The organism is Enterococcus sp. AAFC-DPL-6103 (assembly GCF_058216595.1).
Map to the genome: position 1 here is coordinate 1,338,865 of NZ_CM177102.1, position 16,087 is coordinate 1,354,951.

Consider the following 16,087-nt stretch of genomic DNA (forward strand, 5'->3'; position numbering starts at 1 on the left):
TTTGTTTTTCGAATTTTCACTTTTCGGAATAAATAAATTTATTTTGATCGTCATTCTTCTTCTGTCCTTACTTTGTTCATCCATGGAAATTCGAATCCGATTGTTAAGTCTTCTTTCAGCACCAAAACTGCATCAAACTTACCTTTTTTACCAGTAAATCCTTTAATTACTTTACTAGTCTTTCTTTTCGACAAAAGTTCACGAAGATTCGTCTTAGTTAGTTTCTTTTTAGCGACTATTGGCCATAATTTGAAGTCACATTCTGGATTGAGACAACTTGCTACCTTAGGGTACAACATCACAAGTCCATTTTGACACTTTGGACAACGACCTAATTGATCATTTTTCTTCTCCATCGCCTTGATTTGACGTGTACCAGTAATTTCCTTTGATAAATCAACTTGCTGAATTTGTTGAGGAACAGATTCTAGCAAATGTAAAATGAATTTTTTGATATTTTCCAAAAATACTTCTGGCGTTCCTTGATTCTCTCCAATTTTTCGTAAATACCCTTCCCAGCGTGCGGTCATCTCGGCGCTAATCAAAAGAGGTTCACTTGCGACAGCTTTACATAAAGTTACACCTTTTGAAGTAACAAATAGTTCATTTTTCTTCACTTCAATATAGTGTCGTTGTTTTAAATTTTCGATAATATTTGCACGTGTTGCCTCAGTTCCAATTCCTTCTACTTCTTTCAATATTTCTTGTGCTTCGTTATCGTCCAACGTTTTCCCCGCTGTTTTCATAGCTGTAATCAGCGTTCCTTCATTGTATGGTTTGGGTGGTTGCGTTTCTTTTTCGAGACACTTTAGCTCTACTTCAACAAGATCACCTTCTTGAAGCACTGGCAATTTTTGCAGATCTTTTTTCTTTTTCTTTCCAGTGTTTAAAATCGCTTGCCAACCTTGTTGGATAGGGACTTTACCAATACTTTTTAACTTCAATTCATTTACAGCTGTCAAAACAGTTGTTTCTTCATAAATATAGTTACTGGCAAACATGGCAATCGTTGTTTGTAAGACCTGCAAATAGACTGCTTGTTGAAGACGCGAAAGTTTACTAAAACGCTCTTTCGTTGGAATTGTTTTAGTCGGAATAATAGCATGATGTTCCTGCACTTTACTAGCATCAACGTAACGTTTCTTTGGAAATAGTTCAGGTGTGTCAATGGTTTCAACACCAAGAAATCCTTTATATTTTTCCAATTGTTGCACCAGGTAGTGATGCTCATTATCAGTGATATATGGCGAATCCGTTCTGGGGTAGCTTAAAAACTTACTTTCATATAGCCCTTGAACCGCTTCTAGCGTTGCTTTTGCGCTAGCTTTCATCATCTGATTCATTTTTGATTGCAAACTAGATAGCGAAAATAAACGTGGACTACGAAGTTGCTTTTCTTTTTTTATTACTTGGTTGATTTGTCCCTCTTGAACACCTAAATGCGCACCTAATTTTCGTAATTCTGCTGTCAAGGCTTCTGGTGTCTTGAAAGATTTTTTTGGTTCCATTTTTCCGATGAATTGTCCATTTTGATGCCGAATCTCTCCTTCACCTTCGAAATATGGTTCCCTTTTGAAATGATTGATTTCTTCTTGTAATTTAAAAATCATATATAACGTAGGCGTCTGTACTCTTCCTAATGAAAATCTACCATCGATTCCTTTCTTTTGAAGCAATAGACTGTATAAAGGACTACCATTCATCCCAATTAACCAGTCGGCATTTTGCCTTGCTTTTGCTTCTTTATACTTTGGAAAATAGTATTCACCTGGTCTTAAATTTTTAAAGCCATCATAGATTGCTTCTTTTTCTAATGAATTAATCCATAGGCGAAGATATTTTTTTTCTTTAGAAAATGCTTTTGCTTGGCGAATGATTGACCAGGCGATTGCTTCTCCCTCCCGATCTCCATCAGTAGCGACAATAATAGTATCTGCAGATTGTAATTCCTTTTTGACAATTGCAAACTGCACTCTTTTATCCATAGGAACTTCATACTGGAAAGTCTCAGGGAAAATCGGTAAATTTTCTAATGACCATCTCGCCCAACGTTGCTCATATGCACCCGGTGGAACCATATCAACTAAATGACCAAATCCATAAGTAATCGTTACTTCACCTGTAAATAACGGATCTTTGATTTCATAATAACCATCCTGTTTTTTTCGTTGTTGAAAGGCTTCAGCATACGCTTTTGCTTGGGATGGTTTTTCTGCTAAAATAACTGTTTTCATGACTTCTCCTCCGTTATTCAAGCTAATTGCGACTTACCTATTATGGAACAAATTTTTGAATCTGACAACAAAAAAAACCTTATCTTATCAAGAGTCTGATAAGGCAAGGCGAAAATATGTTTGTAATTGAATAAAAAAGAAAATCTATACATTTAGGACATAAACTCAACCAGTCTTTGATTCCAACTTTTTCATCAAAAAGCAATTATCCTTACTCACACATAAATGGATTATCGTAAATCGTTGTTAAAGAAGGTAGCAACTTTACTTGATCGCTTGATGATATGTAACTTTGATTGCTGTATCGATACAATATTCTGTTTGTATACCACAGTCTAGTAACGTTGGTTTTTGTTAGCAATCCTACTCTAAAGGTTTCAGTTTGATCGTAACATACACCATGTAAATCGATAACTACTAATGGTTTCCATATCCCCCCTCCTCTTTGTTTTTTCTATAAACGATTTAGCCCAATGTCTGCAGCTGGTAATACGTATTCATACAAAGAGAAATCTTGATTATTATGCACGAGAATTTCCAACGGATTTAATTGTAACAAAGGCGCCAGTTGCCGTTCGAGCATGATTGGTGAATGAGTACTAGTGCTTCCAATATTCAATAAATCAATACACACATCAGGTGACAAATTAGAAGCAAGCTTAGGTATGTCTCGATTCAAGAAATAATCGACTAAAACGATGTCTCCTTGAACTGCATGAATCATGTCTTGATTTTTCGCTAGTTCTACATAAACAAACTTCAGCTTGTTCTTCAAACTACTTGTCTGAATGTTCCGATAAAGTTGCTTGGCAATATACTTTCCAGGTGATTGCTTATGGGTCACCAAAAAGATTGTTTTTTTGTTTGACATAGGCTATCTCCTCTCTTTTTCAACACTATAAATCCATTTTCAGAAAAATTACATTTATTTTCACTAAGAAAGATCTATTTTTACTTATTATTAATAATTACAACAATTTTCTCCTGATCAGCTCCATAAAATTGCTTTAAGCTAATTTTAGGATAACTGTGTTAAAATTAATCAGAATGAAAAATGAGGTGAATCAATGATAAAGTTACTCATTGTTGAGGATGAAAAAGTTTTGTCTGACAACATCAAAGAAATTATTAACGATCTTGGAGAAGTCGTCCAAGTTTACGATGGTAGTGAAGGTCTCTTTGAATTGGAAAGTGGTATTTATGATTTAGTTATTCTTGATCTGATGATGCCTGAGATGAATGGATACGAAGTTTTAGCACAAGCAAGAAAAGCAAATATTCATACACCTGTCTTAATTTTAACCGCAAAAGATGGCTTAGAGGATAAAGTCGAAGGATTTGAAAAAGGTGCCGATGACTATTTAACTAAGCCTTTCTATCGCGAAGAGTTGATTATGCGTGTCAAAGCATTGTTAAAGCGTTCATTGGGGCTTTTCAATGAACATTCATTAGAGTACAAAGGTGTCATTTGTGATTTAAATCGTAACGAGGTCACTTTTGAAGGCAAAATTTTATCCATTCAAGGAAAAGAATTTGAACTCTTAACTTACTTTTTACAAAACAAGGGAATTATTTTAACAAAAGAACAGATTTTTGATCGAATTTGGGGATTTGATTCCGATACGACGCTAACTGTCGTTGAAGTTTATATGAGTAATCTGCGAAAACATTTGCGTGAAACGACTCTTGCAAAAGATATCAAGACACTCCGAAACGTTGGCTATATTTTACAGGAAGTGTAACAAAATGAAAAAAATAAAAGACAGATTTCCTAACAAGCAAAAAATTCGTTTCTTTTTAACTAACGTTACAGCTTTTGCTAGTATTTTTATTTTATTAGGTTTCATCACGCTTCAGTTACTTAACCAATCTGCCTATAGAGAAACTGATCTAAGTCTAAAACAAATCGATACAACGTCTCGTGCCGTTCAATTAGAAGTTTCTCGTTACGAACAAGGAAATCCCTTTTTGGAAAATTTCCCCGGCGGACAGCCCTTAAACGAACCAGATAACAATCGTTTCAATACCCAAGTGATTCTATGGTCTGCTTCTGGTGAAATTTTGAATAAAGCCGCTATTGGTGGTCGTTTAAATCAAATTCAAGGCTTGAAGTTAGATACAAAAAACCTTGATGTTATTCAAAGTATCGACTTATCTGAATCAGAAAAAGATCATTCTTTGGCATTTCGCTCTATTACACGCAAGGCTGAAGCAAATCAAAACGAAATTGCTTATATTCAAGTATTAGCAAATACCAATCAGATTAAAGATTCTCTAGCTACCTTTCAAACTGTTATGATTATTTGTATGATTGTCTTCTGGCTGATTTCAATTGGCATTAGTTATTATCTCTCTAACTTAAGTATGCGCCCTATTCTAGCTTCGTGGAAACAGCAAAAAGAGTTTGTTGAGAATGCGTCGCATGAGTTTCGCACACCCTTGTCTATTATCCAGAATAGTTTAGAACATTTATTTACAAAACCAAATCACACTGTTATCGAAGAGTCAGAAAGCATTGCTCAAGCTTTGGCAGAAACACGGCGACTTACCGGACTGACAACCGATTTGTTAACGATTGCGCGAAATGATTCGAATCAAAGACTTTTATCAAAAACAGCTGTAAATATCCAGCCGTTCATCGCCCAATTAGTCAAGCCATTTCAAGAAATGGCTGAAATGGATGGCAAACATTTCCAGATTGCGAATGAGTCCACAGCTACTGTCATCATGGATGAAAAGAAAATCCATCAAGTACTAGTTATCCTACTTGATAATGCGTTAAAATATACCAGTTCAGGTGACTCTATTTTGATTGAATCACAAATAACCAGCAAAGAATGGCAAATTGACGTTACGAATACTGGACCAAGCATTTCCTCTGATGAAAAAGCAAGAATCTTTGAACGTTTTTATCGTGAAGATCGTTCTCGCTCAAAAGAAACTGGTGGCTATGGGTTGGGTTTGGCAATCGCCAAACAAATCATTGACCAACATAAAGGAAAGATTTCTGTTAAGGATTATGAACCACAAGGTGTCATTTTTACTGTTGAATTACCTCTAAAATAATCTAAAATAAAAAAATCCCGACAGAATCAATCGAGTTGATTCTATCGGGATTTTTATTTAGGTATTTTTGTCAGAATCACTCTCCCTCCACTAACGCTTTCTTATTTTTGATTTTTGTTTTAGGATAAGAGAAAGAATCAGTTATGATCCTTGATTTATCAGTCTCATTAGTGACACTTGAATCCATGATCATTTTATCTAGAGCTGAAAGGAGTACAATTATGGATAGTAAAACTAGAAAACAAGTACAAGAAAAGTTGAAACAACGATTACAATTATTACCACCTATTTTCGAGCAATTCTTACTTGAAAATCGAGGACATTTGTCTTTAAGTAGTCGTTACGAATATGCAAAAGATTTCCATTTATTTACGGACTTCCTCCAAAAATCTTATCCAGATCAGGAAATGAATGATGAATTTATCTTGCAATTAGAAAAACGAGATTACCTGAACTTTTTAGCTAGTATTTATCGTCATACACGCTCTTTCCAGACGGCAGCTGAACAGCCTATCGAGCAGACATTCAGGAATAATTATCACGGTGTTTCAAGAAAGCAATACGCACTTAATCATTTTTTGAAGTTTTTATTTCAAAATGGGCAGTTAAAAAAAGAAATTTCATTATTAGGGACCAGTACTCCGGAAACTACTACACCTGCACCACGCTATGTTCCAGCAGAGTTGTTACTTGATTTTGAAACACTATTCATTCCATCTGCAGGATTTGATACAAGTCGAGAAGCTAGCTTTGAGAAGAAAAACCGACCACGCAATCTTGCAATCCTTGCACTACTGCTTTATTGTGGGCTCAAAATCCATGAAATTGTGGAATTGAAGAGAAAAGATCTCCTGCTAGAAAAACAGTTGATTCAACTTCATCGAAAAGAAAATCGCTTGAATCAAGTGCCACTTCCTAATGAAGCATTCAGCTTTCTAAAAGCATATCTCACCCTACATGAATTAGCTGCGGAAGATTTTGTATTTCAATCGTCACATGACCAACAAATCTCTCCCCGGACGATTCGGCAAATTTTAAGTAAAGTAACCGTTTACCAGAATCTTTCACCAGAATTGTGTCGAAAAACTTTTCGTTATTATACTGAACAGTATTTAGATGATCTTGACACAGTCAACTATTTATGTGGCAATCGCTACCTTAATCCACATGACTTTCACGAAGTCTACCAAAATATGTTAGGATTTTCCTATCATCAATTTGACTAATATACGTTTTTAAAATTGTTTTCTGGGAAAGAAAAAAATAGTAAAGCTTTTCTGTCACTTTGATCATCTTTTATAGAAAGAAATATTTTGCGCTCTTTTTCACAAAATAATCTGTTATTTTCAAAACGTTTGTGCTACGATTATAGCGGAATTTGTTCCCCTTTTAACAAAAAAATGATGGAGTGTGACCTATGGAAACAATCGAGTATTCCCCACTTAATTTATTTACTAATTACCAAGAAGCAGCAAAAAAAACACCAGATGTTTCAATCATCATCGATGAACCATTAGCTGCTTTTCCTGAGCTTGGATTTAAAAGCACTTACAAAGAAAGCTATGAAACAATCTTAACGCGCGCCTATCAGTTGGCAGCAATGGGTGTTGGACTAGGCGACAAAATCATGCTGTATAAAAGTTCAGCATTCGACACTTATCTAATGGCAGTTGCTGCTTCTTATCTTGGTGCTGTACCTGTGATGACTTCTTATCATTTGCCGACAGCAACAATGGAAGTGTTTGTGGAACGCCTAGAAGATCCTTTTATCTTGTTTGACGAAGTTACTGCGGAACGCGTAGCGGGAATCTCAAATGGTTCAAAAGAAAAACAATTATCAGTAAAAGAGTTATTGAACCAATCAGCAACACCAGTTTCTCAACAAGAATTACCAAAAGATCAAATTGCCTATATGACACATACTTCTGGAACAACTGGTATTCCAAAATTAATTTGTCATTCAGCAAACTCTATGGGCTGGCGAACAAAATGGCAAAAAATGATTTTTACAAAGATTGCAGCAAAGGAATTAGTGGCTTTTCATATTTCTCCCGTCCACTCTCGCTTCAATATCGGAATTTCTTCCTTAATGGCTATGGGATTCCCAATGATGCCATTGGCTAACGCACAAGGAGAACATGTAGTGAAAATGCTAACTCAAAATCCACCGATTGCACTAGAAACGCATCCAAATAACTTCGTTCAATGGAGTTTCGTTGCAAAAGAAGTACCAGAAGCGTTTGCTGGTATTCGTTACTATCACTCAACTTTCGATGCAATCAATAACCAGACAATGGCAACTTTCCTTGACACCTCAAAGACAAAAGATGCCATCTTTTTACAAGTTTACGGACAAAGTGAATGTGGTCCAATGATTCTCAAAGCACATACTTTGGAATCCTTAAAGACAAATGATGCACGTGATATGGGTGTTGGGCTTGGTGACTTGACCAAAGCTCGAATCACGGATGATCAAGGGAACCTCTTACCTACTGGCACAGATGGCCACATTCAATTCTTATCAAAAGGTCGTGCATTGACTTACTATAAAGAAGATGCACGCTTCCAAGAAAATGTTTATGGCGACTGGTGGGACAGTGGTGATTACGGTGTGATGAATGAAGACGGACATCTTTTCTTGAAAGATCGTCAAGTAGACTTGATTGAAACAATCAATAGTACCTTAGCAATCGAAGATTATTTACTTGATTCGCTTGAGTTCCTAGCTGAAGTCGTAATCGTACGTGACAAAAATGATTCGCCACAACCAATCATTGCTTTAGCCCCTGGAAAAGAAATGGATTGGGACGCTTATTGGACACAAGTTCACGAACTGCCACGTTTGAATACACCGATTATTCGTGCCTTCGAAGACATTCCACGAACTGCAACAATGAAAGTCCAACGCCTTCAAATCGAACAAGAATTAAAAAACCAATAAAATAATTTTAAACAAACAAATACTTTTGATAACGATGCTTTTTCGTTGTCGAAAGTATTTTTATTTCCCTACGTTTTTCAAAATTGGCTGAGTTCCGAATCTGCCAATTGGCTGTTTTCATTTTATTTTACTTTCGCTATACTTGCTTTTATGGAGGAAATAAGATGAAAAGAGTATTAACAATTGGCGGATCTGACCCTTTCGCAGGCGGCGGAATTCAATCCGATTTAAAAACTTTTGAAAATTATCAACTTTTTGGTTTAAGTGCCCTAACCTGTGTAGGTTTTTTGGACGAACAAGGTACATTCCAATTAGAAAATTTATCGCCGAGACTACTAAAACAACAATTAGCTTCATTAACAAAAATGACAACACTTGATGGAATTAAGATTGGCTTACTTCACTCAGAAGAAGCTATCACGATTGTCCATGATTTTTTGATACAAAATTCAGAACTTCCAGTTGTCCTAGATCCTGTCCTTGCGTTTAAAGAAACTAAGACGACTGAAAATAAACGTTATATGGATAAAATGATTGCTGAACTCTTTCCTTTAGCAACTATTGTTACACCTAATTTAAAGGAAGCGGCTTTGTTGGCAAACCAAGATGAGTTACGATCATTGGATGACCTTCGCCGCGCGGCTAAAGTCATCCACGCTCTTGGAGCAAAACAAATCGTGATTAAAGGCGGGCAAGGTATTCAAGGTGACTTTGCGATCGATTTATTTTTTGATGGCGAAAATGAGCAATTATTCACTCGTAAAAAATTAACAAAACCAACTGTTAATGGTGCAGGTTGTACGTTTTCTTCTGCTATTTTAGCAAATTTGTGCCGAGGTGACGCTTTACCTACAGCAATTGCAACTAGTAAAGACTATGTCTATCACTGCATTGCCCATGGCGTTTTAATGAACGATGGTTCCGGTAGTGTTTGGTCCGGAGGAAAACGAGAGGAGGAATAACGATAAATGAACATCAGGCAAATAACAACCTATGCTATGCTGATTGCGCTAACTGTTGCGCTTTCTCTGACGATTCTCATTCCCGTTCCAGCAACGAATGGATTTATTACTCTATGTGAAGTTGGTATTTATACAGCAGCATCGTTATTTGGACCAATTGGTGGCTTAGTTGTTGGTGGTTCCAGCGGATTATTGATCGATTTGATTTCGGGCTACCCACAATGGGCGATCTTTTCCCTGCTCATTCATGGGTTACAAGGATTGATTGTGGGCTTGGTTGGTCGACAAACAACGTTTCGCTGGTTTCTTGGCCTATTCACTGGTAGTATGATCATGATCATTGGTTACTTGCTAGCGGGTTGGTTCTTGTATGGCTGGCCAGCAGGAGTCGCGTCAATTCCAGGAAATATGATCCAGAACTTATTTGGAATTGCACTGACTTACCCATTGGTTTCTGCCTTGAAACGATTTCAATTACGAAAACAACGTTAACCATAGCGAAAGAAGGATAAATGAAAATGGAATTAACAAAAGAAATGTTGGCAAAACAATTAACCGAAATGGTTACTGATATCTTGAATGAAGCAAACCTCAAAGCTGGGGATTTATTTGTATTAGGATGTAGCACTAGCGAAGTTGTTGGTGGGCACATTGGAAAAAACTCTAGTGCTGAAGTTGGTCAATGGATTGTCCAAACACTAAAAGAAATCCTTGATTCTAAAGAAATCTCACTAGCTGTCCAAGGTTGTGAACACTTAAATCGAGCACTAGTCGTGGAACGTAGCGTAGCCGAAAAGAAAGATTTTGAAATTGTGACCGTTGTTCCAGCTTTACACGCTGGTGGTGCTTGCTCCGTTGCTGCCTTCGAGCAATTTACTGATCCAGTTGAAGTCGAACATATTATTGCACAAGCAGGAATCGATATTGGTGATACCTCTATTGGGATGCACGTCAAACATGTTCAAGTTCCTGTCCGCCCTCGTTCGAATACCTTAGGTGGTGCACACGTTACTGCTTTACGTTCTCGTCCTAAATATATTGGTGGTCCACGTGCACAATATAATACAAATGAACGCTAAGTAAAGGAATCTTCTTTATTCCCACTTTTAGTTAAAATGATTTATAATCAAAAAAAGAGGTATGACAATATTTTGTCATACCTCTTTTTTTGATTATTAGTTGATTACTAGAGAGAATTTCGTTGATACATTCTAGCTTCATAAGGTCCAAATTCGCCCATAAGATCAAATCGATGTTCATCCAACTGATTGGTTAATACGACTGACCAATCTTCTGTTAATTTTTCAGTTGTTAGATCAAAAACTGCATTTTTTGCTGTCAAGTTTACCATAATTAAAAATTGTTCACTGGCTTCCACACGCTCGTAAATAAATAATTGTTTGTGTTCAGGTAAATACTCTTTGAAACGGCCCGTAACCAATGCAGTATGCTGTTTTCGTAGTTGAATCATTTGTTTATAAAACGATAAGAGTGAATTTGGTTCTTTTGTTTGTGCTTCGACATTGATCACATCTTTATTTGGATTAACAACTAGCCAGGGCTCCTGTGAAGAGAAACCAGCAAATTTTTCATCCGTCCATTGCATTGGTGTCCGACTATTATCTCTTGTTGTGCTACGAATGATTGCCAATGATTCTTCCGACGTGCAACCTTCTTGAAGCAATCGTTGATAAAGTTTTCTTGAATCAAGTGCATCTACTTGTTCAATTGACGCAAAAGCCATATTGGTCATCCCAATTTCTTGTCCTTGATAGATAAAAGGTGTCCCTTGTAAGAAAAAGTACATCATTCCTAGCGCTTTCGCAGACTCCAACCAATAATTCTGGTCATCACCAAAAGCAGAAACGCTTCGAGGTACGTCGTGGTTTTCCATATAGAGTGCATTCCACCCTTTTCCTGCTAAAGAATTCTGCCACTCAGTAAGTGCTTGCTTCAGTTTAACGACATCTAGTACACCTTGTTCTTCGTGGTTCCATAAAGAAATATGATCAAATTCAAAAATCATATCAAAATACCCAGATTTGCCAACCCATTGTGGGCCTTCCGCAGCAGATACGCCACTTGCCTCACCGACAGTCATGATGTCATATTCATCAAAAATCGTTTTTAGTTCAGTCAAATATTCCCCGATTCCTGCTACATTTTGAAAAGGTGAAAATGGATTAGCTGTTGCGGGAATAGCATAGTCTTCTTTTTTGATATGTGAAATAGCATCTAATCGAAAACCATCAATCCCTTTGTCTAACCACCAACGAATCATGGTAAATAGCTCTTCTCTCACTTTTGGATTTTCCCAATTCAAATCAGGTTGTTCCTTGGCAAAAACATGTAAATAAGATTGCTCAGTTTCCTCATCACGTGTCCAAGCAGAACCACCAAAAATAGACTGCCATTCATTCGGCGCTGACTCTGGGGTACTATCTGCCCATAAATAATAATCACGAAAAGGATTGTCTACTGATTTTTTTGATTCAATAAACCATTTATGTTGGTCAGATGTATGGTTGATAACCAAGTCCATAATCACTCGAATGCCCATTTGATGAGCTTCAGCCAATAGCAAATCAAATTCTGCCATTGTTCCAAATTTTGCTAAGATTTCTTGATAATTACTGATGTCGTAGCCATTGTCAACAAATGGAGAAGAGTAAATGGGATTGATCCAAATGAAGCCAATCCCTAACTCTTTTAAATAACTTAATTTTTCACGAATTCCATTAATATCACCAATCCCGTCTTGATTGCTGTCTTTGAAACTCGCGGGATAAATTTGATAGCCCACTTCTTGTTGCCACCACTGTACATTTTTTGTCATGCGGATACCCTCCTTTGCCATTTCATCAATTATAAACGAAATTGCTCCCTATAAGTCTTTGTTACCGTCAACAAAAAAGAATTAAGTACTTTTCCTTCAAAAAAACACTCGAAGTAACAAACATACGTTCATTACTTCGAGTGTTTTAGTGATAATTTATGTTCCTATAGATAACGAGTAATCAATTGGATCATCTGCTTAGGAAATTCCTGGAGATCTGTAATGTCAAGAAAACGACTTTCCCCATAAATTTCTTTGATTTCTTCTTTGTCTTGACCAATCGCTGCAGCAATGAAAATAATTCCTTGTCGATCATATTCTTTGATTACTTCTTGGATATCTTCTTTTGCTTTTTTTCCAGTATAATCTGGAAGTGCTTTTGGTTGCCCATCACTAATATTCAATAACAATTTGGTAGTTGCCGTTTGTTGGTTCAGTTTATCAGCAACTACTCTTAAAACTGCTCCGTCACGGTTGTTTTGGCGTGGTTTCATCGTTACCAATTTGTCATCTAACCATTGAAAACTATCAGTGAATTCTTTATAAGAAAAAATGGATGTTTTTTCACGTGCAGAAACATCTGCTGTATCACCATTGATCATCAGTGGAATATTGACACGTTTAGCAAATTCTGCAATCGCAATTGCGGCCTTTTTTGCTGCTTCTATTCGATCTTCTCGAATCATCGAACCTGACTCATCTAATCGGATAGCAACGGCTAGAGATGGTTGTTCATGGGGTGGATTTTTTTTGTCAAAATTACGCAAATCACCATATGCGATGCGACTAGCGTTAAAGCGTTGCCCTTCGTATTTACCTTTTTGATAACTTGTGCTTTCTTCGTTATCTAAAAGTTCTAATACTTGTCGACTCAACGAATCAACGACTGGAAAGACTTGGGCTCTGATTGCTCGCGCTTCATCGCTATTTATTTGGTACTTTGGTCGGTGAACAAGTAGTCCCTCTTTTTCATGCATTGTATCTTTCATGATTTGGCGGGCTTCTTTGTTCAATTCTTTCTTCATTTCCTTGTCATGGGCATCCATGTCAGCAGCAGACATTTCTGCAGACTCATCTTTCACACTTTTTTCTGTCTGATGCTTTCCTTCGACATCACTACTTCGTTCTTCTTCAATGTTAGCTAGATTATCAGATTCATTTGTCTCTTCTGGACTTTCCATATCAGCCATTTCTTCAACTTTTTCCAGTGCAGGTGTTTCTCGTTCTGCCAAAGTCAACTCTTCTGGGGCAAGTGCTTCAATCTGACGCTCTTTTGCTTCTGAACCACTGATTTTTCGCCCACGAACTGTTGGTTCAGCAGTCGTTTCGCCCCACTTTTTTGCTCGAAGCAAATCCCTTAGTTCAATTAATAATCCTGTATCGTCTAAAGCTTGGGATAAAATCGTTAATTCATCAGGATCAGTGGTCAATTTATATAAGACTTTTGGGTAGATTGATTGTAATACATCTTGACCTTGCTTCATCGTATTCACCCAGTAAAAGTACGAACGCATTCCAGCAACACCTTTGATTGCATTTGCTTTCGCTGTTTCATCTAACAATCGAATGATTTCTGCCATTTTAAGTAAAATGGGGGATTCTTGAATGCCTGTCTTCCCAACAGCACGTTCAACCATTACCTCAAGACTAGGGAGATCCATTTTTTCTGCATGTTGCATTCGATCCCGTAAGGATTCATTCAATGGTCGGTTTCCTTGATAATTTCGGTTAGTCGTAATCACAACTATACAGTCTGGATGTCGCCGGACAATACCTGTTGGTAGATTCAACATTCCGTTTGATTCCAAAGCTGAGTTTAATGCTACTAGGACAGACGCATCCCGGATCACTGTTGGTTCTTGGATTTCAAGTAAGTAACCTTTTTCCATCGCACGAACGATTTCTGAAGGATAATACTTATAATGAATAGGTGTTGTTTCAGCCTTTGCTTCAATTTGTTGCACAAATTCAGCTAGTTTTTCCCGTGCAGAAAGTACATCTAATTGATAATGCGATTGGATTAAACGCAAAACAGCGTCAAAACTTTCAGTTTGAGAAATAGCTTCTAATAGCTCTTGGCTATCTGCATCGACAGATTCCACTACTGGTAATAACGCACCAAAAACATCAGATTTATCCATATCTGCAAAACATGTCACCTTTGTGTAAGGTAATTGCAAATCAGCAGATAACGCTTTGGCTAATTGTGTCTTACCGGAACCGGCATCACCTTCCAATAAAATATTCATGATTTTCATCTCAGGATCAAACCAGTTTTCGTTGATTTCTGTTGCAATTCTGATTTCTTCTGCACTCGTTCGGTGACTTTTTGGTTTTTGCCAAATCATCTGTTTTTCTAGACGTGAAAATACTCGATCTTGTGTAAGCGAGAACTCACTCATTGTTCAACCTCCTTTAACGAGTCGGTGATTTTAATAACCTAAATCATCTAACAAACGTTTTAAGATACGGAAACGTTCGCCAATTAGTTCACCATCTTTTTGTAAAGTATCATAGTAAAGAATAATGTCTTCATCAATCTTAGGATTTTTGGTATCGACTTCGACAGTCATTCGATTTCCTTGCAAGCCAATGATATCGACTACGGGATTTTCAGGATCATAGAATTTTTTATAACGATATGCATCTTGGAAATACAAGCTTCCTTGTGCTGCTAAAATCGCTAAATCTAAAATACGAGTAATTGGTAATTCTTCGGATTGACGTGACCATTTTTCGCCTGTATGACGCCAAACTTTTCCAGAAATATCGACTTTTCCGCGATCATTCCATTGTGCTAAACCAAGAGACAAGCCTTTTGCATCTGTATCTAAGGCATTACGGCCATCAACTTTATCATAATCTTCAACGACAAGAACAGGTTTATGCTTTAAATTTGTTGGGATTTCCATCAAAAACACTCCTTTATTATTAATGTTAGTAATTTACTAAATTACTAACGTAGTAAATTACTAACAGTCAATGCGATTATAATCCAATAAACAAAAAAATGCCAGCAAACAAATTTGTTTGCTGGCAAAAATGAATAAAATAAGAATTATTGCGCTGAAATTGCAAGTCCTACTGCTTTTTCTCCAAGATGTGTTCCAATTACTGGGCCAAAGTGACCAATCTCAATTTCTGCATCTGGGTATTTCTTTTGTAATTTTTCTTTTTCACTGATTGCAACATCTAAGTTATTTGCATGAATCACGTATAACTTAACTGGTCCTGTAATTTCAGCTTTTCGTCGACCAATGATATCTTCTGCACGGGCAAATGCTTTTTTGCTTGAACGGATTTTTTCAAACAAAACGATTTTTCCATCTGTAAATGTCAAGATCGGTTTTATTTTTAATAGTCCACCAATCAATGCTGCACCATTTGTTAAACGACCTCCGCGCACTAAATTGTTCAAATCATCAACTATCAAATAAGCATAGGTATTATCGCGAATATGATCGATATGTGATAAAATTTCTTCAAGTGATGTTCCCTGATCATTTAAATCTAAGGCAGATTCGACCATGTGTCCCATAGGCATGCTTGTAATTTTCGAATCGTACGGAATCACCGTTAATCCTTTCACATCTTCTTTCATTGCAAACAACGTGTTAACAAAGCCAGAAATACCAGAAGAAAGGTGAATGCTGATTACCGTGTCATACCCTTTCGCCTTTAATTCGTCATATAATGCCAAAACTTCTCCAACGACTGGCTGAGATGTCGTAGGGAAATCCTTACTGTTTTTTAAAAGACCGTAATATTCATCAGCCTCAATATCGATACCTTCATTATAAATCTTCCCATCTAAAATGACTGGGATCGGGATTACATATAAGTCGGGATGGTTCTTGATACGTTCCGGCAAATACGCCGTACTATCAGTAACAACTGCAAGTTTCATTTATCTATTTCCTCGTTTCAAAGAATTTTTCCAGACCCTATAACTATAGCATATTTTTGCTTGTAGATAAATCTAAAATCCAGTTCTATTAAAAAGACTGCCACAAAAAGCGAACTTTTTGTAGCAGCACATAGTTCAAGA

General features: G+C 36.8%; 13 protein-coding genes. 7 read left to right on the top strand and 6 right to left on the bottom strand.

What is annotated here, in order from left to right:
* Positions 1-50 precede the first annotated feature (50 nt).
* Positions 51-2,234 (bottom strand): type IA DNA topoisomerase, encoded by a 2,184-nt coding sequence (locus tag AC4BC3_RS06480; RefSeq protein ID WP_490466083.1) that lies wholly within the window; start codon positions 2,232-2,234, stop codon positions 51-53.
* Positions 2,235-2,688: 454 nt separating this feature from the next.
* On the bottom strand, positions 2,689-3,105 hold the full coding sequence (locus tag AC4BC3_RS06485; RefSeq protein ID WP_206907953.1) for a hypothetical protein: 417 nt from the start codon (positions 3,103-3,105) through the stop codon (positions 2,689-2,691).
* Positions 3,106-3,301: 196 nt separating this feature from the next.
* On the opposite strand from AC4BC3_RS06485, the gene AC4BC3_RS06490 reads away from it, so the two are divergent.
* The 7 genes from AC4BC3_RS06490 (at position 3,302) to AC4BC3_RS06520 (ending at position 10,282) form a co-directional block, all read left to right on the top strand.
* Positions 3,302-3,976, top strand: a complete 675-nt coding sequence (locus AC4BC3_RS06490; protein ID WP_206907955.1) for a response regulator transcription factor — start codon at positions 3,302-3,304, stop codon at positions 3,974-3,976.
* A gap of 13 nt (positions 3,977-3,989) precedes the next feature.
* Positions 3,990-5,300, top strand: coding sequence for a sensor histidine kinase (locus AC4BC3_RS06495; protein WP_490467297.1), 1,311 nt, complete (start codon positions 3,990-3,992; stop codon positions 5,298-5,300).
* Between the two features lie 221 nt (positions 5,301-5,521).
* Positions 5,522-6,526, top strand: coding sequence for a tyrosine-type recombinase/integrase (locus AC4BC3_RS06500; RefSeq protein WP_490466084.1), 1,005 nt, complete (start codon positions 5,522-5,524; stop codon positions 6,524-6,526).
* Between the two features lie 191 nt (positions 6,527-6,717).
* A complete protein-coding gene (locus AC4BC3_RS06505; RefSeq protein WP_206907961.1) occupies positions 6,718-8,241 on the top strand; it encodes an AMP-binding protein in 1,524 nt (507 codons plus the stop codon).
* Between the two features lie 164 nt (positions 8,242-8,405).
* Positions 8,406-9,203, top strand: coding sequence for a bifunctional hydroxymethylpyrimidine kinase/phosphomethylpyrimidine kinase (locus tag AC4BC3_RS06510; RefSeq protein WP_206907962.1), 798 nt, complete (start codon positions 8,406-8,408; stop codon positions 9,201-9,203).
* A 6-nt stretch (positions 9,204-9,209) separates the two neighbouring features.
* A complete protein-coding gene (locus AC4BC3_RS06515) occupies positions 9,210-9,695 on the top strand; it encodes an ECF transporter S component (RefSeq protein ID WP_490466085.1) in 486 nt (161 codons plus the stop codon).
* A 26-nt stretch (positions 9,696-9,721) separates the two neighbouring features.
* Entirely contained in the window at positions 9,722-10,282 is a 561-nt protein-coding gene (locus AC4BC3_RS06520) for a TIGR01440 family protein (protein WP_206907967.1), read from the top strand.
* A gap of 107 nt (positions 10,283-10,389) precedes the next feature.
* Here the strand turns inward: AC4BC3_RS06520 and AC4BC3_RS06525 are convergent, their stop codons facing one another.
* From AC4BC3_RS06525 to AC4BC3_RS06540, 4 genes are all read right to left on the bottom strand, one after another.
* Complete coding sequence (locus tag AC4BC3_RS06525; protein ID WP_490466086.1) at positions 10,390-12,039, bottom strand: alpha-glucosidase; 1,650 nt, start codon at positions 12,037-12,039, stop codon at positions 10,390-10,392.
* 164 nt (positions 12,040-12,203) lie between these two features.
* A complete protein-coding gene (locus AC4BC3_RS06530; protein ID WP_490466087.1) occupies positions 12,204-14,441 on the bottom strand; it encodes an AAA family ATPase in 2,238 nt (745 codons plus the stop codon).
* Between the two features lie 30 nt (positions 14,442-14,471).
* Entirely contained in the window at positions 14,472-14,951 is a 480-nt protein-coding gene (locus AC4BC3_RS06535) for a DUF6530 family protein (protein WP_206897996.1), read from the bottom strand.
* A gap of 146 nt (positions 14,952-15,097) precedes the next feature.
* Entirely contained in the window at positions 15,098-15,946 is an 849-nt protein-coding gene (locus AC4BC3_RS06540; RefSeq protein WP_490466088.1) for a DegV family protein, read from the bottom strand.
* Positions 15,947-16,087: the final 141 nt, after the last annotated feature.

Coding starts and splice junctions, on each gene's coding strand:
- AC4BC3_RS06500 (WP_490466084.1), top strand. CDS start 5,522: ATGGATAGTAAAACTAGAAAACAAGTACAAGAAAAGTTGAAACAACGA.
- AC4BC3_RS06540 (WP_490466088.1), bottom strand. CDS start 15,946: ATGAAACTTGCAGTTGTTACTGATAGTACGGCGTATTTGCCGGAACGT.
- AC4BC3_RS06520 (WP_206907967.1), top strand. CDS start 9,722: ATGGAATTAACAAAAGAAATGTTGGCAAAACAATTAACCGAAATGGTT.
- AC4BC3_RS06490 (WP_206907955.1), top strand. CDS start 3,302: ATGATAAAGTTACTCATTGTTGAGGATGAAAAAGTTTTGTCTGACAAC.
- AC4BC3_RS06515 (WP_490466085.1), top strand. CDS start 9,210: ATGAACATCAGGCAAATAACAACCTATGCTATGCTGATTGCGCTAACT.
- AC4BC3_RS06510 (WP_206907962.1), top strand. CDS start 8,406: ATGAAAAGAGTATTAACAATTGGCGGATCTGACCCTTTCGCAGGCGGC.
- AC4BC3_RS06530 (WP_490466087.1), bottom strand. CDS start 14,441: ATGAGTGAGTTCTCGCTTACACAAGATCGAGTATTTTCACGTCTAGAA.
- AC4BC3_RS06485 (WP_206907953.1), bottom strand. CDS start 3,105: ATGTCAAACAAAAAAACAATCTTTTTGGTGACCCATAAGCAATCACCT.
- AC4BC3_RS06525 (WP_490466086.1), bottom strand. CDS start 12,039: ATGACAAAAAATGTACAGTGGTGGCAACAAGAAGTGGGCTATCAAATT.
- AC4BC3_RS06535 (WP_206897996.1), bottom strand. CDS start 14,951: ATGGAAATCCCAACAAATTTAAAGCATAAACCTGTTCTTGTCGTTGAA.
- AC4BC3_RS06480 (WP_490466083.1), bottom strand. CDS start 2,234: ATGAAAACAGTTATTTTAGCAGAAAAACCATCCCAAGCAAAAGCGTAT.
- AC4BC3_RS06505 (WP_206907961.1), top strand. CDS start 6,718: ATGGAAACAATCGAGTATTCCCCACTTAATTTATTTACTAATTACCAA.